The organism is Maribacter sp. C-4077 (assembly GCF_055378385.1).
The window spans coordinates 1,053,927-1,075,772 of sequence record NZ_AP038807.1; the positions used below are offsets into that span (position 1 = coordinate 1,053,927).

A 21,846-nucleotide genomic window follows, 5' to 3' on the forward strand; every position below is an offset into this window, starting at 1 on the left:
TTTAAAAAATTGCTTCTTCCAAGTGCAAATAGTCCGGCAATTGGGGCCTGTTTGCCATCCCGATCTCAATGATCTTCAGTACTCTTTCCCGCTCCGCACCCTGTAAAGGCAGTCGGGGAGCCCTAACGTTTTCAGTGCCTATGCCCGTGGCGACTTCGGCCAACTTAATATTCTGTACCAACTGTGGATTGATGTCCAATTCCAGTAAGGGCAGAAACCATCGGTAGATTTCGAGGGCCTCCTTAATCCTTCCAGCCTTTGCCAATTTGTAAATGGCGACCGTTTCAGCCGGGAAGGCACAAACCAGTCCGGCTACCCAGCCTTCGGCACCCATTAAGAGACTTTCAAGCCCAAGGGTATCCACCCCGGTCAGAATTTTGAGTCGGTCTCCAAACCGATTCTTTATACGGGTAACATTGGAAATATCACGCGTACTTTCCTTCACGGCGGTGATGTTTTTTTCCTCCAATAAGGTCTCGAACATATCCAAGGTCACCATGATACCATAATCAATAGGGTTGTTATAGATCATGATGGGCAGATCTGTACTACGTGCCACCTCCTGAAAATAGGTCACCGTCTCAAAATCATTGGCCTTGTAACGCATGGGGGGCAGCATCATAAGACCTGATGCGCCGTTCTTTTCAGCCGCTTTCACGGCATCTATGGCCCCTTGGGTGGTCTGTTCCGCAATATTCAAAATCACCGGCACTTTTCCATCCAAAATCCCGATCGTCCTTTTTAACAAGGTCTCCTTTTCGGGTCCGGTCAAGGTACTCGCCTCGCCCAGGGTCCCCCCTAGGATGATACCGTTTACCCCGGCAGCCACTTGGGCCTCGATATTCACTTGGAACATATGCAGGTCCAATGCTCCGTCCTTTGTAAATTTTGTAGTAACCGCGGGCATTACCCCGCTCCATGAAAATGCCATAATTCAATAATTTTGTTTCCTTAAAATTACATAGACCGGGTACAACGCCCTAATTGCATCTTATCCAATTACAGTATTATATTACCCTTAATTTTAATAATGAATCGTATAATGTGGATAATTTGAACTAACTTCATAAAATGAAAGTACTACCCTTCGTAATCCCAAAATCGCCCTCGGAGAATTTGGTATTCCAGGTTGATGAGGAAATCCGTTTCTATGATAAACTCCATCAACATGAAGAAATACAGATAAGTTATATTGAGCGGGGTACCGGAAAACTGGTCTTTATGGACGGAATCCATCCATACAGCTCCAATGATCTTTTTGTGATAGGAAGTGCCATTCCCCACCTGTTTAAAAGTGAGGATAGTGGTAAGACCCCTTCCAAAATGTACACCTTGTTCTTTACCAAGGATTCCTTTGGTGAAAATTTCTTCCGTTTATTGGAACTACAGGATATACGGATGTTTTTTGACAAGGCACAACATGGGTTTAGGGTCTTGGAGGAGCAAAAGGAACTCGGTCAATTTATTAAGGGGATGGAACCTAAAAATAGATTCGACCGATTCCTAGGCTTGTTGCAGCTACTGAGCAAATTATGTGGCCTTCCTAGCCAAACGCTCTCGCTATCGGCCACAACGAAGGTGCGAAGTTTGGACGAAGGGGAACGGTTGCAGCGCATCTTTGATTTGGTGATCCAAAATTTTCATAGGCCCATACCTTTGGAAGAAGTAGCTTCTATAAGTCATATGACAAAAAATTCCTTTTGTAGGTTCTTTAAAAAACATACCAACAAAAGTTTTATGGATTTTTTGATCGAATATAGGGTGTCCCATGCGTGCCAGCAATTGGTGCTTTCCACCAACCTGTCAATTGGCGAAATCTCCGAAGCCTGTGGTTTTCAAAATCAGTCCAACTTCAATAGACAATTCAAGGCCGTAAAAGGCGTATCCCCATCTTCTTACAAAAAGAGCTTTGAATAAGATTATCTGTTGATTCACAGTTAGAGGCAAAAACAGGCACGATTATTCCACCGAGAATGAAAAATTGGGATCTGCCCCTAATACTGGGAAGAAAATCCGGCCGAATGAGATGTACTCGGCTGTAGAAAAAGTTTTTAAGTCTCCGTGAATATTATGTGAATTTTGGAAGTCTCGTTTGTATTCTACACCTTTCAGCTTTGCAAAATCAGACTATCCCGTATATAAACCATAAATAGTAGGTAGAAACTGAAATCCCGTCAAATGAGTATTGCCTATTATTTTTAGGATAATTAGAACAAATTACAATTAGGAAAAGAGAAAGTGTTTTAATTATCCATTGCTTTCATTCTTGCTTTATTGAGTGTTATGTGAGCATTTGAAGAGGCTAGAATCAATACGCCATCTTTGAAATAACTTATTTGATAAACTATTTTATCGGAGAAAGTTGTGATAGTAAGAATATTATTAGCCGAAAGACTCCAAATATCAGAAGTCATTTTATTATTCCTAACGAATACAATTGAAAAATCCTTTTTAAAAGAATAGCTGCTTTTAATTATAGGATAGGGATTTCTTCTATATTTTGAATTGGTAACTGCCGTTGTATACCATACACCTATTAAATCTGCTTCATTTATTTCTTTTTGAAAAGTGGAAACGAATTCTTGAACATTTTTTAAATTTTCCAGATTTGGACTAGAAATTTGCTTTTCCTGACCAAAATTTAATAACACGAAAAAGACTATAAAAGGAGCCATTAATTTTCCCATAAAATGATTGAAACAATAACCATTCCAATTTAAGAACCGCAATTTTCATGGTATCAATAATATAATATTTGTAAACAAATTCCGGCGATTAATATTTTTGCCAACTATTGAACATAAACACCGTTACCATTTTTTCGTAAATAATCTTAAATTACCCTTTGAAAAACGACCTTATGAACACCTTAGAAATGAAACAATTATATGCGTTCGCCATCCTTTTATGTATTGGCTCGTTAACATTCGCCCAAAAGACCAATACCAAGACCCTTGAAAAGTTTACGGAACTGAAGGTCTACGACCGAATTGTAGTTTCCTTGGTAAAAAGCAATGAGAACAAACTCGTAATCTCGGGAGACGACCGTGACGAAGTGGAAATATCCAATAAAAACGGACTTTTAAAAATCAAGATGGAGTTTGGCAATTTCATGGACGGCGATGAGGCCAAGGGCACCTTGTACTATACAGAAGACTTGACCTTGTTGGATGTAAATGAAAATGCAAAAATTAGTTCCGAAGAAACCTTCAAGGGTTCCAAAGTCGAAATAAAAGGGCAGGAAGGTGGAATCATTGACCTAAAGGTCGATTTGGAGGAGGTCTATGTACGTTCCGTATCCGGAAGTGAAATAACCCTAACGGGAAGCAGCAAAAAACAGGAGGTTTCCGTAAATACGGGCGGAAAGGCCTATTGCAAGGATTTGAATACGGAGATGACCGAAGTAACCGTAATGGCAGGCGGTAGGGCCGATGTCAAAGCCACGGAGGAAGTAAATGCCAAAGTGAAGGCCGGCGGATCCATTTTCATCTATGGAAAACCCAAGAACGTGAAAAGGGACAAAGTCTTCGGGGGTAAGATTCAAGAAATGGATTAGTTATTGTCCGATTTCCCTGGCTTCAAAACCCACCAATGCATCGCCCTGAAATTCCGGGGTCACTTCAATGGGGTTACAACATACCTCACAATCCTCAATATAGGTCTGTTTAGATACGGAAGGATCCATAAGCATGGAAACCTTTTCCCAACAATAGGGACATTGAAAAAAGTGTTCGTACATAACTTGGTGCGATTAATTCCCTTTAAGTCTTTTGGTCAATTCCTCCAAGGTCATCCGTTGCACCAGACTTTCCGCATTGGAACTGAAAATAACCTGATTCCCCAATTTAAGCTCCAATTCATCCTCCTCCCTATCCAAGAATAGGTCTGAAGCTTTGGCCCTGATTTCCTCAAGTTTAATATCAAACCGCTTTTTTAAGGTAATATCGCCATCCGTGCGCGCCAGTTCAAAGCCACTGTAGTCGAACAATCTTTTTAGGCCACTAAAGAATTTGATGCCAACAAAAACGAGTCCCGCCATGGCAAACTTGACGGCCAGGGTAAAAACGTCTATTTCATCGCCATTCACAAAGGTCATTACGAGGTTCACGACACCGTTGACGCCCAAGAAGAAAATAATGAGCCCCAAAATGACCGCAAAGACATCGGTCAAGGTCGCGGTTTGGGTCCTGGTTACCAAAAATTTATTGTCGGTTGTTTCGGCCTTAAAACCAAAATCCTTCAAAAATTCAAAATTTTTTATTCGGGAAATCTTGTCTTCTATAGCGGCATCGAGTTCCGAGGTATCTGCAATAAGACCTCTCGTACTGATTTCGTCCTTTAAACTTAGTTGGGACTCGAATGTTAATTGGGAATATTGTTCCAACACCTCCAAAAGTTCTTTGTCCGTTTTATCCTTGTACATGGTACTTTACTTTATGATTTGAACTGTGCCGTTTATATTTCAACATTCAGTAACTGCCCCGTGAGTTGGAGTAATTGCAATTCCGCCAATTTGGCGTCATATTTAGCGAAATTCTTATTGGTCTGGGCATTCAATAGATTTATCTGTGCCTGTCTCAACTCAACGGAGGTAATTTGCCCTAGTTTGTATTGTTCATTAGACCGATCAAAATTGTTTTGAGCCGTTATCACATTTTTTTCTTGAAGGGCCAAAATATCCAATCGGTTTTGGTAGTCGTCTTTTGCATTTTCTATATCCCTTTTTACCTCTTGAATGGTCTGTTCCTCCAATATTTCCTGATTGTCCAATAGAATCCTTGCATTTTTTATTTGGGTGATACTAGTTCCCCCATTGAACAAATTCCATGTCAAATTGAGACCAGCGGAAACACCTGTAGAAACGTTGGAGGCCAAGAAGTTGGTGGCGGGGAAATTACCTTGGTTCCACCCATAAGACCCCGTAAGTCCCACTGTGGGCAAAAAAACGGACTTACTTGATTTTAAGGTATAATCGTTTATTTTGATATTCTGTTTCATTTGAAGGATTCGTACATTATTCTCTACCCCTACTCCAAGAAATTCTTCCAATCTAATTGAGTTGGTAAAACTAACGACCGTATCTACCTCAAAAGTGGTAAGTAGCTCGCGGTTCAACAGTAGATTTAAATCTCTTTTAGTATTTCTGAGCGTTTGCCGCTCGTTCATAAGATTTATACTATCGTTGACCAAGTCCACCTCTGCATTTAAGACATCCAATTTATTTGTCCGTCCAAATTCGAAACTATATTCTGCCCTTTGCAATCTGTTCTTAGTATTGGAAAATGTTTCCTCTAAAACGTTGATATTCTCGGTAAGTCTTGCCACCTCAAAATATACAGTAAATAACTGCAACATGGTCGTTTCGATAGTTTCCCTTGTTTCCAGCGCACTGAGATTATATTCCTCCTTAAGCCTTTTGAAGTCATACATTCTTCCAAGCCCATCAAAAAGCGTATAATTAAGGTTCAAAGATGCATTGTAACGAGTTGTTTCCGCACCATCTATAGCCCTTACGTTACCATCCTGGAATGTGGCCTCTTGATTGTTTTTATCATAGGATGCACCTGCATTTCCTGTTAAGGAAGGTAAAAAGCCTGAATTCATTAGGCTTTTATTGTTCTCGGCAATCCTTAAATTATTATTGGCAACCAAAATCCCAAAATTATTCTCAAGTGCCTTGGTAATCGCTTCTTCCTTGGAGAGAAGGTCTTCTTGTGCAACAACTAATAAAGAGAATAATAAAAGGAACGTTGTTAATCTAAATCTTGTCATTATATGGTTTCTTCTAATTCTTTATGGTGTGGTTTTTCCTCGATTAGATTTCCGTTCAGGCCATGGTTCTTTTGTCCTTCCAAATGTTCGGACTCCCTTTTTTCCAAAATAGCTCTTTCTACCTCTTCCTTGGTAATCTTATGACCGCTCGCCAACATTTTGTTCTTTGATTTCAATTTATTCCCAAAGGATAGAAACAATGGTAACATCAATAGGGTCAAAACCGTGGCGATGCCAATACCATATGCAATGGATATGGCCATAGGCTTTAGAAACTGTGCCTGTCTGCTTGTCTCCAACATAAGGGGAGCAAGTCCTGCAATGGTCGTTACAGAGGTCAAGAAAATTGCCCTAAATCTTGATTTACCTGCTTCATATATGGCTGCATCAAAGGTCATACCTTCTCTAAGGTTATTATTGAACTTACCGATAAGCACCAGACCATCGTTCACCATAATTCCTATCAAGGCGATGATACCCAAAATAGAAAGTACGTTCAAGGGGAAATCATGTATCCAGTGTCCCCAAGCTACCGCCGTAAAGCTAAACGGTACCAACAATAATAGCATCAAAGGCTGACTAAAGCTTCTAAACGTGAACGCAATGGTTATATAGATGAGCAATAGGACGGATAGTCCCACGACCTTTAGAGAACCAGTGAGTTTTCCCAATTCCCTATTCTGACCTTCGTAGGAAGCCGTAACGGTAGGATATCTGGACTGAATATCCGGCATAATCACATTTTGGATTTCTGCCATAATTTCCGTTGGGCTATCCTTAATATCCTTCATATCTGCAGAAACCTGAATCTCCCTGCGGCCTTCCAACCTATTGATGGCGACATCGCCACGTTCAATGGAATATTCCGCTATTTCCTTCAAGGGCACCCGATCACCGGAAGGCGTAACGATGCGCATCTCGTCCAAATTTGTAATGGACGACCTGTCTTCCCTATCATATCTGACCCAGACCCTAATCTCGTCCTGTGACCTTTGAAAACGCTGAGCCTGTACGCCGAAGAATCCGGCTCGTACCTGATTCATGACCGTTCTCAGGTCCAGCCCCAACAAATAGGCATTTTCCTTTAACTGCAATCTAATTTCCTTGATACCCGCAGGGTCGTTGTCCGAAATATCCTTTAAACGGGTATTGTTCTGCAAAATACCTTTAAGCTCGTTCTTGGCCGCCTTGAGCTCCTCAATATTGTTCCCCAATAGGGATACGGAAACGGGCGAACCGCCAAAATTTCCCCCGGAACCATAAATGAGGCTTTCTACGCCAATCACTGGCCCTACCAGTTCCTCTATTCTTCTCGTTACGACATCGGCCACAACGGCATCGGGGCGTTCCTCACCGGGTAATAAGTTGATGGTCAATTGCGCCGTTGAGGAACCAGGTCCCAGTCTACGGATCATGTTTTCAAACATCATCTTATCCGAATTGGGCAAAAATTCCTCCGTAAGTTGCTTATTGACAATTTCAGCCTTTTCCTCAATGAGGCTTATGATGGAATCGGTAATTTTTTCGTTGGTACCATTGGGCATCTGCAATTCAATACTAACCCTGTCACTGGCAATCCTAGGAAAAAAAGCTGTGCGTATGATACCACCTCCAAGAGACCCAAAAGTGAGCACCAGAGCCATGGCAAAAAAGCTGAATGTAAGTATTTTGTAACGCATGGCAAATCTTAGCGATGGCGCATAGAGCTTGTCGCGCATCCAAACCATAATCTTATCCCCGAAATCATTGATGACCCGTAGCTTGGCAAAAGCGCTGGCTGCTCCTTTCTTGGGCTTGTCATCCAAGGGCTGAAGTGCCTTTGAATGTGCCAAGTGTGCTGGTAGTATAATCAAGGCCTCAATAAGGGACACTACCAAGGTTAGAATAACGATGACAGATACCTCTCCAAAAAACTCCCCAATCCTACTATCGAGGAACAAGAAGATAGAGAAGGCCAAAATGGTGGTAATGATGGCCGATATAATTGGGGGCAGTACTTCCATGGTACCATCTACGGCTGCTTGTACTGGGGTTTTCCCCTTTTCATAATGCTGGTAAATATTCTCCGCGATAACGATACCATCGTCTACCAATATCCCGATCACGATAATCATCCCAAACAGGGACAACACATTAATCGTGACGTTAAAAAATCCGGCGAATACGAACATTCCAAGAAAGGCTACGGGCAATCCAAAAGCTACCCAAAACGCTAACCTGGTATTTAAAAAGAGTGATAGGAATATCAGAACCAAAATCATTCCCATAATGGCGTTTTCGGCGAGTAATTCGGTCCGTTGCACCAATGTTTCGGATTGATCGGAAACAACATCCAATTCCACATTGGAGTACTTTTGGTTGAATTCCTCCACATAGGCCTTAACATCGGTGGCAGATTGTATCAAATCCTCCGTATTGGTACTGGTGATGGATACGTTTACGGACAGATTACCGTCAAAGTAACTGGCGTTGGGGTCTTCTGCGAACCTATCGCGAATTTCCGCAACATCCTTCAAACGCACGGTACTACCGGATACATCAGCACGAACGATCAGATTGGAAAGCTCATCGCCATAATAAGACCGATTGTTGGCGCGAATCAGGTACTCCTCCGCATCCGTTTTTATATTACCACCGGTTACCAAAATATTGGCATTTCCTACTGCAGTAGCGACTTCCTGAAATGAAATTCCATAGGCCAATAGGTTATTTTCGTTAACAGCAATTTCAATTTCTTCCTGCGGAAACCCAGAAATCTCTATCTGGGAAATTCCGGGTATGGCCCTTAAATCGTTCTCAACCTGCCTACCCACATTTTTCAAAGTGGCCAAAGGAATATCCTCACCACTAATGGCGAAGGAAATCGTTTGCCGAACCGCTTCCAATTTGGACACTATCAAAGGCTCCATGCCGGTTGGAAAGGTAGGTACCCTGTCCACGGCATTTTTTACCTCAAGCAGCATGAAATCGATATCCCTTCCTTTTTCTATTTCGATGTTAATGGTACCACTATTTTCCCTAGATGTGGAAGTGACACGATCCACCCCTTCCAAACCTTTTAGGTTATCCTCTATTTTAAGCACGATACCTTCCTCCACCTCTTGTGGCGAGGCACCCGGGTAGGTAATGGTAATGGAAATGTTCTTGGAATCAGTTAATGGAAAAAAAGAGGATTTCAGGGACTTGTACCCCACGATGCCAAAAAGGGCAAAGGAAATAACTACCACGTTTACGGCGACATGGTATCTAATAAAGTATTCAATGATCTTTCGCATTATCCTTTAGAGTTATCTGGTTGGTCTTCGTATACCTTTACGGCCATACCCGTATATGCACCGATCAATGGCTTGGACATAATTGTCATTCCATTGGGAACATCCTTCAAAACAACACTTTTTTCAGAAAAATAGACCGGCTTTACATCAATAAGGTCCAATACGGAATCACGAACTACGAATATTTTATTACCTTCCAAAAGCAGGCTTCTATCTATTTCGATGGCATTTTCTTCCTTTTTGGCATCCAGATTCGCCTCTAGGTACATACCTTCCCGTAGTTTGTCGTTGTCCACTTCTATGTAGGCCTTAATTGTCTGAGAAGCCTGGTCAACCCTTCCATTAATTCTGGCAACCTTACCTGTATAGACTTCTTCGCCGTCCAAACTGGTCAATTCCACGGATTCGCCCACCTTTAATAAATCAGTGAACGATTTGCTTACCGAAACTTCCAATTCGTACACTCCGGGATTGATGAACTCGCCCAATTTCTGACCGGATCTGACCAATGTACCTTCCGTTACCAGAGCTTCTGTCAAAACTCCAGTAAAAGGAGCGACTATCCTATATTTTGATAGCCGTTGCTCCAGGTTCTTTACATTGTAGTAACTGGAAAGAATACCTCTTCCCGTGATAAAGAAACGCTCACTTTCTGAAGTCATTTCGGGCAATTTTGGTGTACTCTTGGAAAGGTCGAAACCGTTTAGGTACTTCTGCCATTTTGGATAAAAATCCGGGTAGTCCAAGCGTAAATCCGGCATAATGGATGTTAGCTCATTGTAAAGGTTACTCTTGGCGGATTGTACACTTGCAGTGTATTCATCGGCATCAATACTGATGATGGTTTCACCTTGGTTATAGGCCTGACCTTCCTTGAACAATTTGCTGCCCCTTCTAAAGACACCCTGCACTTCGGCATACAATTCAACCCGCTGTTTTGCCCTAAGATTTCCGTTAGCGGATACAACAATGGGAATGGTCTTGTTTTCAACTACTTCAGTAAAAACGGTCTTTACTACCTTTTGGGCGCGTGGCTTAAAGACCTTTTTATTGTCTATAATGACTTTCGCCAAAAAAAATGAAGCTACTATTAATACGATACCTAGTCCGGTAAAGATGATTTTTCGCATTTTGGTTTTGGTTTTAACAATTGATTTTTTAAAACGACTACAAATATATTTCTGTCTATGTGAAACAATTATTTTATGTACATGAAACGTCCAAATTGATTTGTGAAATGACCTTAAGCTTTACCCAATTTTTTGGATTATGGTTCAAGTACGCTTCAATATGCTCCAAACATGAATAGTAACCCTATAAAAAGTTAACTAGATTAAATTCAGTGATTTAGGATGAAATTAAACGGTTTTAAACGGCGAAACTACAAAAAATCGGTTCCCGTATATTCTTTACAGGAGGTTAAAAATTTCATAAAACTTGAAAAACTGCAACTGAAGTAAATGAAACTTACGTGTAGACGATTAACGTAAAAACTAAAAAGAGGTGCTTAAAGCACCTCTTTTAAATAGTTTAGTTCGTAGATTTTAATTTTTTGAGTCATCAAATTTTGTATCTGCCATTCTTGGTTTGCTAAACCCGATCTTATCCCTAATTTGAATATTCATAATCAAGTCATAACTGTCAAAGCTAACCAGACCTTAGGATTTTGAGATCTAAAAGACCTTATGAAATAAGATTGTTCCCATGCAATTGTACCAATTCAAGGTGTTCCAAATTAGCGATATTTTCAGGTAGGTTTCCCTCAAAGCTATTATAGGACAATACCATTTCCTCTAAATGCACTATATTTTCCATTTCAAGTTTGATTTCGCCACAAAGCCCATTTCCAAATAACTCCACCTGTTCCAATTCCTTAAGGCAGAAAAGACCTTGGAGCAGGGAACCGGTAAAATAATTACAGGAAAGGTTTAGTATTTTTAATGCCTTGGCATTCCCAATTTTACCTGGAATAACTCCTTCCAATTAATTATTAAAAAGGCTCAATTCCGTTAGTTTGCAATCCATAGAAATCCCTTTGGGCAATGTACCTGAAACGAATTCATTTCTAGTCGTAATATTCTTAAACGCGAAGTATTGAAAAGGAAAAAAGGAAGCGTACCATTTAAATCGTTAAAAGCTAGATTTAGGCTATCTAAGTATGGTAGGTTCTGAAAATTTTTCGGTAGTTCGCCTATTAGTCAATTATAATACAAATTTATGGAAATGACATGACCGTTTTCTACCCGAATTCCTTGCCTTGACGATACTTCTTCCTGCAAGTTCTAAGTGATCGTCCAAGATTCATCAGATGTTCTAACATAAAGTTCCTCCAAGGCTTTGCGCGCCTGTCTAGGGACTTGCGGATGAAGAATGTTATTGAAAAAAAGAGGACTACACCAAAGCTTAAATTACCTAGGAGTCTATTTTTTTTTTACTATATTATTGAACCAACCGTTGTCCATTTTCCTAATCTTTTGTAAAAGCTACTGAATACATCTAAAGCTCGAAATCAGAGGCTTTAATTATATCAAAAAAAACAAAAAGAGGTGCTACCAACACCTCTTTTTTCACCAAACTAACTAAAAGTGTAAACTACTCTTAATTTTCTACGTCTTCGTATTTTGTATCGGCCATTCGAGTCTTATCCAACTTAAGCTCCTTAAAATCAAGGTTTTTATCGAACCCATCATAGTCGAATACCAAATACTCCCTAGTCTTTAATATTTCAAGATTCTTAAAGGATGAAAAATTATTGTTCTGAATTTGAAATATTTGGAGGCTTGCCAATTGATTGAATTCTTCTGGAATTTCACCGTTCAAGCTATTATTCGCCAAAACCAATTCCTTTAATTTTGTCAAACGTCCGATTTCCCCTGGGATGGATCCTTCCAAGGTATTTTCGAAAAGTCCCAATGTTTCCAATTGTGTCAATTGTCCAAGAGATTCCGGAATGGTTCCATTTAGGGAGTTACTGGAAAGGTTAAGAATTTTTAAATTACTTATGTCACCAATACTCTCCGGTATACCTCCAGAAAGAAAATTATTGAAAGCGGTCAGTTCCACTAAGTTCGATAGTCCGCCAATATTAGTTGGAATTCCTCCCTTTAACCTGTTCATCTCCAGCTTTAAAACCCTTAAATGTGACAATTGTACCAAGTCTCCCGGTAATTCCCCCGTAATTGAATTAAACGCCAAATTCAACACCTTGAGATTTTCCAATTTAGAAATTCCAACCGGTAAGGGACCCATCAAATTGTTATGGAATAAGTTGATTTCAACGACCTTGTCGTCTTCAATCTTAACACCGTACCATTCTGAGACTGGCTTTTTCAAATCCCACTTTCGAATCCAATGTGCACCGTTTGTGCTATTATAGAGCGCAATCAAAGCCTTTTTTTCAGTTTTTGAAACTTTGGCCATACCAAGACTGGAAATTAACATGAATATGGATAACAGTACGTATAGATTCTTCATATATGATGAAATTATGTGTTCTTAACTAGAATTAAGAATTATCTTACAAATCTCTAACATAAACGATAAAGAGCCAAAAATTATCGTTCAACGCATACATTTTGTTGTGAAACTTCCGGAAAACGTTGTGAAACTACGAATGTAGTAGGTCAAGGTTATTGTATACTTTCAATTTCCAAGGTAAGGCTTTCCCATTTATCCATGTGTTTTTCAAGCTTTGCCTTTTTAGCTTGATATTCATCAAAAAAGTTGGGCTTGGCAATGGTGGCGTCATAATTCATCAACAACTCGTGATCTATCTTTTTTATCTCCTTCTCAAGAGCGGAAATTTTACTTTCCAATCCGCTGAGTTGGTTCTTAAGGCTCTTTAGTTGTTTTTGGTCATCAAAAGAAGTGTTTTTCCGTTCCATGGGTTTCACTTCCTTTTTTTCCTCCCGCTTTTCTATACTTCTAAAGTCATTGACCTTACGCTGTTCCAGATAAAAATCAATATCCCCAAGATACTCCTTGATTCGCTTGTCCTTAAACTCATAGACCTTGTTGGTCAATCCCTGAAGAAAATCCCGATCGTGGGAAACCAGAATAAGCGTTCCCTCAAAATTTAGACAGGCCTGTTTCAGTACATTTTTTGATTTGATGTCGAGGTGGTTGGTAGGTTCATCCATTACCAAAACGTTGAAAGGCTGTAAGAGCATTTTGGCTAGGGCGAGTCGGTTTCGTTCCCCACCGGAAAGCACCTTCACGTATTTTTCAACATCATCTCCCCGAAACAAAAATGAACCCAAGATATCACGCACCTTACTTCGGTTAGACTCATTTGCAGCATCTATCATGGTATCCAAAATAGTCTTGTTCCCATCCAAATATTCCGCTTGGTTCTGGGCAAAATACCCTATTTGGACATTGTGCCCCAGCTTAAGATGGCCTTTATGCTCCAGTTCCCCCACAATAATTTTGGCCAAGGTGGATTTTCCCTGTCCGTTCTGACCCACAAAGGCCGTCTTACTATCACGCTCCACCAGCAGGTCCACATTTTCCAGAACCTTTTTTTCACCATAGGATTTGGATAGGTTCTCCATCTCTACCACCACCTTGCCCGGCGTTACGGAAACAGGAAACCGAAGGCTCATCACACTGTTATCATCCTCATCGACTTCGATGCGTACTATCTTATCCAGTTTTTTTATGAGCGATTGGGCCATAGAAGCTTTAGTGGATTTGGCCCTAAATTTCTCTATGAGTCGTTCTGCCTGTTGTATTTCGCGATCCTGGTTCTTTTGTGCGCTTAACTGTTGTTGGCGAATCTCTTCCCTAAGGACCAAATATTTTGAATAGGGCTTATTATAGTCGTAAATCCTTCCCAAGGAAATCTCAATAGTTCTGTTGGTGACGTTATCCAAGAACATTTTATCGTGCGAAACGATCATGACCGCTCCGGTATAATTGTTCAAAAATTGCTCGAACCAGATGATGGATTCAATATCCAAGTGGTTGGTAGGCTCATCCAGGAGCAGCACATCGTTATTTTGCAACAACAATTTTGCCAGTTCGATACGCATGCGCCACCCCCCGGAAAAGGTTTCGGTCTTTTTGTCAAAATCGGCTCTTTTAAAACCAAGGCCCTGTAATATTTTTTCCGTTTCGCCCTGATAGTTGTATCCGCCCAAAATTTCATAGTGGGAAGTTACATCGCTCAAATCGATGATGAGCTGGTTGTAGCCTTCGCTTTCATAATCGGTACGTTCCGCCAGTTGATAGTTGATTTCGTCCATTTTGGCCTCCAGTACCTTTAGTTCCTCAAATGCTTGATAGGCCTCCTCCAGGACCGTCCTTCCCAGTTCAAAGTCGATATCCTGACGCAAAAACCCGATCTTAATATCCTTTTCAACGGCAATGGTACCGGAGTCTATCGGCATTTGCTTGGCCAGTAATTTAAGCAGTGTAGACTTACCTGCGCCATTTTTTCCAACGAGCCCTACCCTATTTCCGGCATTTAACCGAAAGGAGATTTCCTCAAATAAATATTCCCCGCCAAATGATACGGATAAGTTGTGAATGTTAAGCATTCTATCTAATTTTTAATAACGAAAAGAAATCGGCATTTTAGCTTTATATACCGTCCCTTTTTTGGATGTGCAAAGGTCAAAAAAAGGATTTTAACTCGATAGAAATTTATAAAGAAGTTCCCGTATTATTTAAGTATTGTACTATGGATACGCCCATGTGATTAGTTTGACAGCAAACTAAGAAACCTATTGATATCAACTTCAGGGTCCAATGATGTTCCTTTTTCAATAGAATTAAATAATTCCAAGGCCGCCCAAGGTGCGATCATGACACCATGGGAACCAAAACCATTGATAATATGTAGATTTTTGTGATTTGGATGTTTTCCTACTAAGGGTCTCCTGTCCTTGACCGTAGGCCTGACCCCTGCAACATGCCCTACCACTTCATAGGAACAATTCACTATACCCTCCAGTTTTTTGAGCAGTTCTATCTTGGTTGCTTCCGATGGTCTGTTGTCCTTGTCTACCGGATTATAGTTTGCCCCTACCAAATACCGATTATTCCCTAGTGGTATTAGAAAGACGGATGACTTTACGGCGTTTTTTTCCGATAATTCCTTGGATTCGATGATGAGATACTCCCCCTTTGAGCCTTGTACCGGAAGATAATTAAAGAAGGGATTTTTCGTTACCCCAAAACCTTCGGCAAAAACAAGGTTCTTGGCCTTTACACCTTTATATTCCAAATACTCCGACCTTATCTGTAGCTCAGAATAATCAAATGTTTCCAATGAGAATTGATCCGGTACAAGTATTTTTCTTTGATAGGCAGTTAGGAATTCTTCGGTCCTTAATCGGTACGCACCGTTCAATACACCAAAATCATAGGGAGCGTTCAACGCTGGATTGGTATTCCTTAAGAGTTGGGAGGATAAAAATTGATTTAAATGTTCCTTGTCCGATGCTTCAAACCATAAATTTTGCTCCTCAATGGAACTGAATTTGCGCAAAATGGGTTGCTCGATCAGAAAGGATTTTCCCAATTCACTTTCGATTTCCTCATAAAACCTTTTGGAAAACGGTAATAGACTATGGGCTCTCCAGGCCAAATTGAACCGCTTTAAAATAACAGGATTGGACAGGCCCGCAGCCACTTTTGAGGAAGTCTGGGATTGGTCGCTAAAGACATGAAAACTTTTTTGATTGCGTCTAAGGGTCTCACAAAAAGCGGCTCCTGCCAAACCGAGGCCTACAAGGATATAATCTACCATTTGGCAAAAATAGCCATAAACAAAAAGCTCCGATACTTATCGGAGCTTATATTGTTGAATTGGAATTTTTTTTTGACCTAGTAGGCCCACATATCTTGTTCCCTGTCCCTAATGGTTTCCTTGATACGTTTTGCTTCCAGCAATTGGAAAAGCGCATTGTCCGCAATGTAATCACTGACCTTGCGGTCTCCGTGAACGTTATCCTCTTTATAGATAACGGCATTAAACCTTCTTGCGTTCAACAACATATCAAAAGAGATGGGCTGGGCGGAATTTTGCTGGTTGAAGACCTTGGCCTCGTGCAAAATTTCACGGGCATCCGGGTACCATACCCAGAACAGCTCCACCATATCCGGATTATCATCGTCGATGAAGTTTACGTCCGGAGCAACCGGGGCAATACCCAACAAACGATATTTTAACTCTCCCTGCCTTTTATCAAAATACCACATGCCTTTAATATGGTATTCCTCAATTTCACCTGCAGTTATGTTTCTTCGGGTAATGTACTCTGCAGAAACCTGCTCCCCGGCATTCATTTGCTCATACCCATAGTCCAAAGTATCTACGGATTGCAATGCACCTGCAAGGTCATTATAAGTTCTTTTTTCTGTAAAATAGGAATCCGTATAGGCTTCCAGTTTACCTTCCCTAAGATTTTTGATCAATACATGGTATAGGGACCTTCTATTTTTTCCTATATCCATCGTATCCGTAGGATAGTAAAGCGGGAAATTTACCCTTTCGTCCAAATCAATGGTTTCCCATAGCGTCTTGGACCAAAGAATATCCCTATCGTCCACATAACCATATTCTAAAGGAGCGTCATTATCCACAGCTTTCTGTTCCTCGGTACGAACTCCTATATCCTCAGGTTTTTTAGCGTTAAGGATATTGGCCTGGGCTATCATGGAGGCAGGCAACAATGTTACCGCACCCAATATTAAAACATTTTTCCAATTCATTCTTATAAAACTTTAAAATTAACCGGGCAACCATTTGCTGGTTACCCGGTAGTATTCATTATTTTAATTTGTAATCTCCACAACAACCGGAGATACTTTCTTCAACTTGTAACTTTTGTTATTTGTAATGTAAGCCTCTATATCAAAGATTTGTACCACATCACCTCGACCTGCACGTTTAAGGGCGGCTTTGGCTCTACCATCCAACTTATCACCGTTTACAGTAACTGTTGGTTGACCAGGCACCTTGAATTTAAATCCGCTAACAGCAAGGTTCAAGTCAAAATCAAAGTCATCCAACATAGCGCCAATGGTAGCAATCTCCACATTTGCCCTAGGAAGTTTAATACTACCTGCCTGTCTGCTAAGAGTACCTTCTGGTCTTGGAATGTCCTTAATTCTAAATTCAGATTTGGAGGAAACAGTCTGCCCATCAGGTAATGTACCAGAGGCGGAAATCGTTACCGTTCTACCAGTACCTGGGTTCATTACATAGTTGCTGCCTCCTACTGATTTTAAACCTGGAGCAGATGCAGTAACTTTGTTATTTGGAATACCAGGGATGGAAATTGACATTGGGTTTGCCACGCCACGATACACCACGTTCATTTTATCCGCAGCGATCAAAGCGGCGTTTGGCTTGGAAATCGTTGCAAAAGAGTTACTAACAGGTACCTCGATTTCCTCACCATCCTGCATAAAATAAATAGTACCTTCCACTTTGTGGTCTCCTGCATTTCCTGCACCGACCAACATTTTCACGCCACCTGCTTCCAATTTATAGTCCGTCCCTTCGGAAAGTTTTCTACCGTCCAAAGTCAATTCAGCTCTCACTGGAGTTGAGGTGTTATCCGTTTTGCTTATGATGATTTTACCGTCGTACTTTTCACCGGCATAGTATGCAGATTTAGAAGCCGAAAGTGAAGTTGCAAAGTTCTTTAAGGAAACTTGGCTTGTCAACTCACCTTCCAACATGGATTTCAATGCAGCTTCTTCCGTAGCCTTAACATCGGCCTGTAAAGAAGTCAACTTGGCCAAAGAGGCGACCAAAGGATACCCTTCATAGTGATAGTTGATCCAATCTTGCTTGGTCCCGTCCCTTTTCTCGACCTTACCGTTTTCATCGCCGGTTTTAAAACGATCGATAACGGATTGCTTTAGCGTAGCTGGAACGATTGCGGCTACTTGATCTCTATATTCGGTCAATCTATTCATAAATTCCTGACCACCTTCGGATAGATTGTCACCCTGAAAGAATTTTTGATCCAAATAATCTGAATTGTCCATACGGGCATAATCTGTGGGATCTTCCAATCCTTCGGTCATACCGTCCTTAAGGGATTCCAAATAGTCGAAATACTCTTGGGACATTGCTTTGATCTTCTGTGCATTCTGATACAGCTTTTCATATTTGGCCGCATCTTCAGATGCCTTAGTTTCCAGACTACCCAAGAACGCTTCGTTACTTGCGGTCGTCTTTTCGTTAGAAGTCTCCAGCTTTTCGTTCATAATACCGAATGCCGCTAGTACTTCTTTACTCATATTTAACGCCAGCATTGCGATGAAGATCAAATACATAAGGTTGATCATCTTCTGACGTGGTGTTGCTTTTCCTCCTGCCATGGTTTTTTTAATTAGATTTTAATTAATACTGATTTGGTTTGGTTTTAATAAAATCCAATTTAGTTTCTGTTCATTGCGGACAACATTCCACCATAAACACCATTTAAAGAAGAAAGATTTGTAGACAATGAAGCCATTTGCTCCTTAAGTGCACTTGCGTTTTGTACTACTTCCTCGTTAACGGAAGCTTGTCTGCTAGCACTCTCTAATTGTACTTTATAAAGACTGTTCAAAGATTCCATCTGAGCGGCAGCCTGTACCATTTCCTCAGAATACTTTCTTGTAGATTCCATAGCATCTACGGTTGGTGCAATACCTTTGGCGGCACCTTCAAAGTTCTTAATACTGGTACCTAAACTTTCCATTAGGTTGGCATCTACACCTGCCTCTTTTAACAAATCATCCAATTTTTTGGATAAAGAAGTTTCGGCTTCCTTAATTTCGGCCACTTCATTTTTTCTAGCCTTGGCTTCACCTCCAGCTAATTCTGGGTATACCAAAGACCAATCCAATTCGTCGTCTACAGGTTCGAATGCACTGATCGCAAAGATTAGGGCTTCTGTAATAAGACCAATAGCCAATAAAAGTCCACCTGTTAAAGGTCCAAATTCCCAGTGAAGGATTTTAAACAATGCACCTATAATTACGACTGATGCTCCAAGCCCGTAGGCCATGTTGAATAATTTTTTTGTTGATTTTGACTGTGCCATGATTTAATTTTAATTTAAAGGTTTAATACTAAAGATTTGGTTACTAATTAATTAATTTAATATGAATAGTTTACTTGTTTACTGTGTTGAATCTTCCTCGCCCATGTAATCCTGTACTGTCCTGAAGCCTATGTAACTACGTGCGGAATCTGCATATTCGTAATCCCTTGTACTTACTTGTAAGAAGTAGGCAACATCCTTCCAAGAACCTCCTCGTATTACTTTTCTAGTATTTGACTGGTCTCCACCGTTAGGATTCATTGTGGACACGTAGTCGTAAGCACTAGGGTCATAACTAGAGTTTGTCCACTCAGATACGTTACCGGCCATATTGTAGAGATTAAAGTCGTTTGGCTCATAGGATTTGGCTTCTACGGTGTATAGCGCTGCATCCGCTGCATAATCTCCTCGCTGAGGTTTAAAGTTGGCCATAAAGCAACCTGTATCACTGATTACATAAGGTCCGCCCCAAGGGTATGTTCCACCTTCGATTCCGCCTCTGGCCGCATATTCCCATTCGGCTTCGGTTGGCAATCTAAACTGGTTTACGAACTGTTTACCGCGACTTTTCTGGTCATCATTCTTGAACTTGGTCCTCCAGTTGCAGAAAGCTTTTGCCTGCTGCCAGGAGATACCTACTACAGGATAATCGCTGTAGGCATCGTGCCAGAAATAATCGTTGTGCATTGGCTCGTTGTAGGAGTATTCGAAATCCCTGATCCAAACGGTCGTATCAGGATAGATTTCCAATTCTTCCGTACGGATGAAATCCTTCCTACTTCCCTTGCCTTTTTTGGCGGCACGGGCAGCAGCCTCAATATCCATCCAGCTATACTTGTATTTTAACTTTGTTACGTCGATGCTTCTTTGACCATTATAGGACTCCTCTTCTGGTATGTATAGGGAATCCATAACCTCTGCATAATATTCATCCGGATACTCAGAAGTGTCCCAAATAAGATCTTCATCCTTATTCAAGGCCCTTCCCTCATAACCAGTTTCACCCATGCCGGAATAGTTGTCCAACATATATTTGTCATAAACCGATGATTTTGTGGTATCCGCATCCTTAAAGGCATACTCGCCAATTCCACCATCTTCCGGTCCAATTCCCAATTCATCGGCCAAAATCGCCAAACGGGTTCTTGTAATGGAATCCTTTACCCATTCTACGAACTGACGGTACTCACTGTTCGTAATTTCAGTATCGTCCATGTAAAAGGAACGTACCGTTACTGTTTTGGTAGGGGCGTTTAAAACTTTGGCTTGGTCTTCTTCGCTTTTACCCATAATGAAAGAACCCCTTGGGATAAGTTCCATTCCATATGGTTTTTCGGGATACCATTTTTTGCCCTGGACGCCGACTAGCTCTCCTTTAGTCTTTGACCCACAACTCGTGAGCAAAAAAACAAACGCTATAGATGATAACAATAGCTTCTTCATACTTTAGGTTAAATTTCGATTATGGTTAAAATGCAAATACTATAATGTTATTCTAACTCTTAAAACTATCTTTTGAATAAATTATTGTATTATTAATTTTATGTCTTACTAATTTTTCAATTAATTAAAGCCCTTTTTATAGGCCTTAAACCACCGTTCGGGAATTTTTTGGTCACATGCGTCCAAATAATCCTGCTCTGTGCAAGGTAATAACGCAGGTGTACCTTCTTTAGTATGCGAAGAAAAAATAGATGGCACCTCTACCCACCATCTTTCGGTAAGAAGGCTCTTGTAGAAAATAAGCTCCTCTTCCTCATTGGGTACATTGTACTTGGTAAAGTCGTCCGTTTTGGAATAGGGAGACTCCTTGATCCTGTAATTGATACCCTCAATAAAATACCATATTATTTGTGCCAGAAGTTGTTGGCACTGGATGTTGTTTTCCATTTCAAAAATACCGAATGCCATGACCCGCTCACTGATACCGGCGTATCTGGCAATGGCACAGATTTCCCTTCCCGTAAAACCGTTTGGGGAAAAATTACCTGAAAATCCAATTTCACTGGCTTTGATAGCCCTGGCGTCCAAACTTACCATATGGGCGTTTCTAAGCACCGGCTCTGCCAAGGAAAGTTCGTGGGCAATCTCACCCAACCTGTAGGAATCAAAAAATAGCCGCTCCATAAGATCCACTTCCTCTTGGGCATTGAAGTAGCTCTGATAACCAATATTGGAAAAGTTGAAAAGGTTGTTCGGTTTATCGGTAATGATCTTGCTCATGTAGGAATGGGAAGAAATCAGCTCGTCATCGATGCCAAAATCGAACCGACTGTCAACCGCGACCATATTTATCATATCCTTGATACCGTCAAAAGCCCGGTAAACCGGATAGGTAATGTCCTGCGTGGCACCCAATAGTATAGGTATCACATTTTCTTCCAACAGGCCAGCGGTCACTTCCTTTACTACAAAATAAGTATCCTCAACGGTTTCTCCTTCCTCCAAATCTCCAAGGTCTACAATGGTAGTATCCCAGTTACCCAGCATCAATTTGTACAATTGTAATCGAATGCCCGATACATCCAAAGTTTCCAGTTTTTTCTCGTAAGCATTTCTGGACTCCTTGACTCCAAATATGGCGACGGTGGCATTTGCCAAAACCGGCAAACCATCCTTTTCCGTATGTATATGGGTATTTCTACCAATGGCCTGTGCGGGCAGTAATTCACAATGGGCAAGTACCTTATCTTCTACTGGGACTAAAAAATCAAAAGCCATGTGGGTTACGCGGTATTAATTTTGAT

18 protein-coding genes are annotated in these 21,846 nt (G+C 40.8%); 2 read left to right on the forward strand and 16 right to left on the reverse strand.

Annotation, left to right across the window (positions count from 1 at the left end; translation table 11 throughout):
- Position 1: 1 nt before the first annotated feature.
- Positions 2 to 931 carry a dihydrodipicolinate synthase family protein gene (locus ACZ41C_RS04635; RefSeq protein ID WP_464564697.1) on the reverse strand — a complete coding sequence of 310 codons (930 nt, stop codon included), beginning with the start codon at positions 929 to 931 and terminating at the stop codon, positions 2 to 4.
- A 140-nt stretch (positions 932 to 1,071) separates the two neighbouring features.
- Between ACZ41C_RS04635 and ACZ41C_RS04640 the strand changes: the two genes are divergently transcribed.
- A complete protein-coding gene (locus ACZ41C_RS04640; protein ID WP_464564699.1) occupies positions 1,072 to 1,917 on the forward strand; it encodes an AraC family transcriptional regulator in 846 nt (281 codons plus the stop codon).
- A 326-nt stretch (positions 1,918 to 2,243) separates the two neighbouring features.
- Here ACZ41C_RS04640 and ACZ41C_RS04645 read toward each other — a convergent pair whose 3' ends face one another.
- Positions 2,244 to 2,687, reverse strand: a complete 444-nt coding sequence (locus tag ACZ41C_RS04645) for a hypothetical protein (protein WP_464564701.1) — start codon at positions 2,685 to 2,687, stop codon at positions 2,244 to 2,246.
- 173 nt (positions 2,688 to 2,860) lie between these two features.
- On the opposite strand from ACZ41C_RS04645, the gene ACZ41C_RS04650 reads away from it, so the two are divergent.
- Positions 2,861 to 3,556, forward strand: coding sequence for a head GIN domain-containing protein (locus ACZ41C_RS04650; protein ID WP_464564703.1), 696 nt, complete (start codon positions 2,861 to 2,863; stop codon positions 3,554 to 3,556).
- On the opposite strand, the gene ACZ41C_RS04655 is transcribed toward ACZ41C_RS04650, so the two are convergent.
- From ACZ41C_RS04655 to ACZ41C_RS04720, 14 genes are all read right to left on the reverse strand, one after another.
- On the reverse strand, positions 3,557 to 3,739 hold the full coding sequence (locus tag ACZ41C_RS04655) for a CPXCG motif-containing cysteine-rich protein (RefSeq protein WP_138257126.1): 183 nt from the start codon (positions 3,737 to 3,739) through the stop codon (positions 3,557 to 3,559).
- A gap of 12 nt (positions 3,740 to 3,751) precedes the next feature.
- Positions 3,752 to 4,423, reverse strand: coding sequence for a hypothetical protein (locus ACZ41C_RS04660; RefSeq protein ID WP_138257125.1), 672 nt, complete (start codon positions 4,421 to 4,423; stop codon positions 3,752 to 3,754).
- Between the two features lie 32 nt (positions 4,424 to 4,455).
- Entirely contained in the window at positions 4,456 to 5,772 is a 1,317-nt protein-coding gene (locus ACZ41C_RS04665) for a TolC family protein (RefSeq protein WP_154918159.1), read from the reverse strand.
- The gene (locus ACZ41C_RS04670) at positions 5,772 to 9,047 is read right to left on the reverse strand and encodes an efflux RND transporter permease subunit (RefSeq protein WP_464564706.1); all 3,276 of its coding nucleotides are present in this window, start codon (positions 9,045 to 9,047) and stop codon (positions 5,772 to 5,774) included. Before ACZ41C_RS04670 ends, ACZ41C_RS04665 begins: the two co-directional genes overlap by 1 nt.
- Positions 9,047 to 10,177: an efflux RND transporter periplasmic adaptor subunit gene (locus ACZ41C_RS04675; RefSeq protein WP_464564708.1), complete on the reverse strand. Its 1,131-nt coding sequence runs from the start codon at positions 10,175 to 10,177 to the stop codon at positions 9,047 to 9,049. The genes ACZ41C_RS04670 and ACZ41C_RS04675 overlap by 1 nt, the downstream gene beginning before the upstream one ends.
- Before the next feature lie 553 nt (positions 10,178 to 10,730).
- On the reverse strand, positions 10,731 to 11,030 hold the full coding sequence (locus ACZ41C_RS04680; protein ID WP_464564710.1) for a hypothetical protein: 300 nt from the start codon (positions 11,028 to 11,030) through the stop codon (positions 10,731 to 10,733).
- Positions 11,031 to 11,645: 615 nt separating this feature from the next.
- Entirely contained in the window at positions 11,646 to 12,521 is an 876-nt protein-coding gene (locus ACZ41C_RS04685) for a leucine-rich repeat domain-containing protein (RefSeq protein ID WP_138257121.1), read from the reverse strand.
- Between the two features lie 155 nt (positions 12,522 to 12,676).
- The gene (gene abc-f / locus ACZ41C_RS04690) at positions 12,677 to 14,587 is read right to left on the reverse strand and encodes a ribosomal protection-like ABC-F family protein (protein ID WP_464564712.1); all 1,911 of its coding nucleotides are present in this window, start codon (positions 14,585 to 14,587) and stop codon (positions 12,677 to 12,679) included.
- A gap of 161 nt (positions 14,588 to 14,748) precedes the next feature.
- Positions 14,749 to 15,801 carry an NAD(P)/FAD-dependent oxidoreductase gene (locus ACZ41C_RS04695; RefSeq protein ID WP_464564714.1) on the reverse strand — a complete coding sequence of 351 codons (1,053 nt, stop codon included), beginning with the start codon at positions 15,799 to 15,801 and terminating at the stop codon, positions 14,749 to 14,751.
- Between the two features lie 77 nt (positions 15,802 to 15,878).
- Positions 15,879 to 16,766: a type IX secretion system ring subunit PorN/GldN gene (gene porN / locus ACZ41C_RS04700; RefSeq protein ID WP_464564716.1), complete on the reverse strand. Its 888-nt coding sequence runs from the start codon at positions 16,764 to 16,766 to the stop codon at positions 15,879 to 15,881.
- A 63-nt stretch (positions 16,767 to 16,829) separates the two neighbouring features.
- On the reverse strand, positions 16,830 to 18,389 hold the full coding sequence (porM, locus tag ACZ41C_RS04705; RefSeq protein WP_464564718.1) for a type IX secretion system motor protein PorM/GldM: 1,560 nt from the start codon (positions 18,387 to 18,389) through the stop codon (positions 16,830 to 16,832).
- 59 nt (positions 18,390 to 18,448) lie between these two features.
- A complete protein-coding gene (gene porL / locus ACZ41C_RS04710) occupies positions 18,449 to 19,099 on the reverse strand; it encodes a type IX secretion system motor protein PorL/GldL (protein WP_138257116.1) in 651 nt (216 codons plus the stop codon).
- A 78-nt stretch (positions 19,100 to 19,177) separates the two neighbouring features.
- Entirely contained in the window at positions 19,178 to 20,542 is a 1,365-nt protein-coding gene (porK, locus tag ACZ41C_RS04715) for a T9SS ring complex lipoprotein PorK/GldK (protein WP_154918146.1), read from the reverse strand.
- A 120-nt stretch (positions 20,543 to 20,662) separates the two neighbouring features.
- The gene (locus ACZ41C_RS04720; protein ID WP_154918144.1) at positions 20,663 to 21,820 is read right to left on the reverse strand and encodes a formimidoylglutamase; all 1,158 of its coding nucleotides are present in this window, start codon (positions 21,818 to 21,820) and stop codon (positions 20,663 to 20,665) included.
- Positions 21,821 to 21,846: the final 26 nt, after the last annotated feature.

Bases quoted from the DNA above. Each gene is read 5' to 3' on its own strand.
- porN (WP_464564716.1), bottom strand. From the start codon at position 16,766: ATGAATTGGAAAAATGTTTTAATATTGGGTGCGGTAACATTGTTGCCT.
- porL (WP_138257116.1), bottom strand. From the start codon at position 19,099: ATGGCACAGTCAAAATCAACAAAAAAATTATTCAACATGGCCTACGGG.
- ACZ41C_RS04720 (WP_154918144.1), bottom strand. From the start codon at position 21,820: ATGGCTTTTGATTTTTTAGTCCCAGTAGAAGATAAGGTACTTGCCCAT.
- ACZ41C_RS04695 (WP_464564714.1), bottom strand. From the start codon at position 15,801: ATGGTAGATTATATCCTTGTAGGCCTCGGTTTGGCAGGAGCCGCTTTT.
- porM (WP_464564718.1), bottom strand. From the start codon at position 18,389: ATGGCAGGAGGAAAAGCAACACCACGTCAGAAGATGATCAACCTTATG.
- ACZ41C_RS04645 (WP_464564701.1), bottom strand. From the start codon at position 2,687: ATGGGAAAATTAATGGCTCCTTTTATAGTCTTTTTCGTGTTATTAAAT.
- ACZ41C_RS04635 (WP_464564697.1), bottom strand. From the start codon at position 931: ATGGCATTTTCATGGAGCGGGGTAATGCCCGCGGTTACTACAAAATTT.
- ACZ41C_RS04685 (WP_138257121.1), bottom strand. From the start codon at position 12,521: ATGAAGAATCTATACGTACTGTTATCCATATTCATGTTAATTTCCAGT.
- abc-f (WP_464564712.1), bottom strand. From the start codon at position 14,587: ATGCTTAACATTCACAACTTATCCGTATCATTTGGCGGGGAATATTTA.
- ACZ41C_RS04650 (WP_464564703.1), top strand. From the start codon at position 2,861: ATGAACACCTTAGAAATGAAACAATTATATGCGTTCGCCATCCTTTTA.
- ACZ41C_RS04660 (WP_138257125.1), bottom strand. From the start codon at position 4,423: ATGTACAAGGATAAAACGGACAAAGAACTTTTGGAGGTGTTGGAACAA.
- ACZ41C_RS04665 (WP_154918159.1), bottom strand. From the start codon at position 5,772: ATGACAAGATTTAGATTAACAACGTTCCTTTTATTATTCTCTTTATTA.
- ACZ41C_RS04670 (WP_464564706.1), bottom strand. From the start codon at position 9,047: ATGCGAAAGATCATTGAATACTTTATTAGATACCATGTCGCCGTAAAC.
- ACZ41C_RS04640 (WP_464564699.1), top strand. From the start codon at position 1,072: ATGAAAGTACTACCCTTCGTAATCCCAAAATCGCCCTCGGAGAATTTG.
- ACZ41C_RS04655 (WP_138257126.1), bottom strand. From the start codon at position 3,739: ATGTACGAACACTTTTTTCAATGTCCCTATTGTTGGGAAAAGGTTTCC.
- ACZ41C_RS04675 (WP_464564708.1), bottom strand. From the start codon at position 10,177: ATGCGAAAAATCATCTTTACCGGACTAGGTATCGTATTAATAGTAGCT.
- porK (WP_154918146.1), bottom strand. From the start codon at position 20,542: ATGAAGAAGCTATTGTTATCATCTATAGCGTTTGTTTTTTTGCTCACG.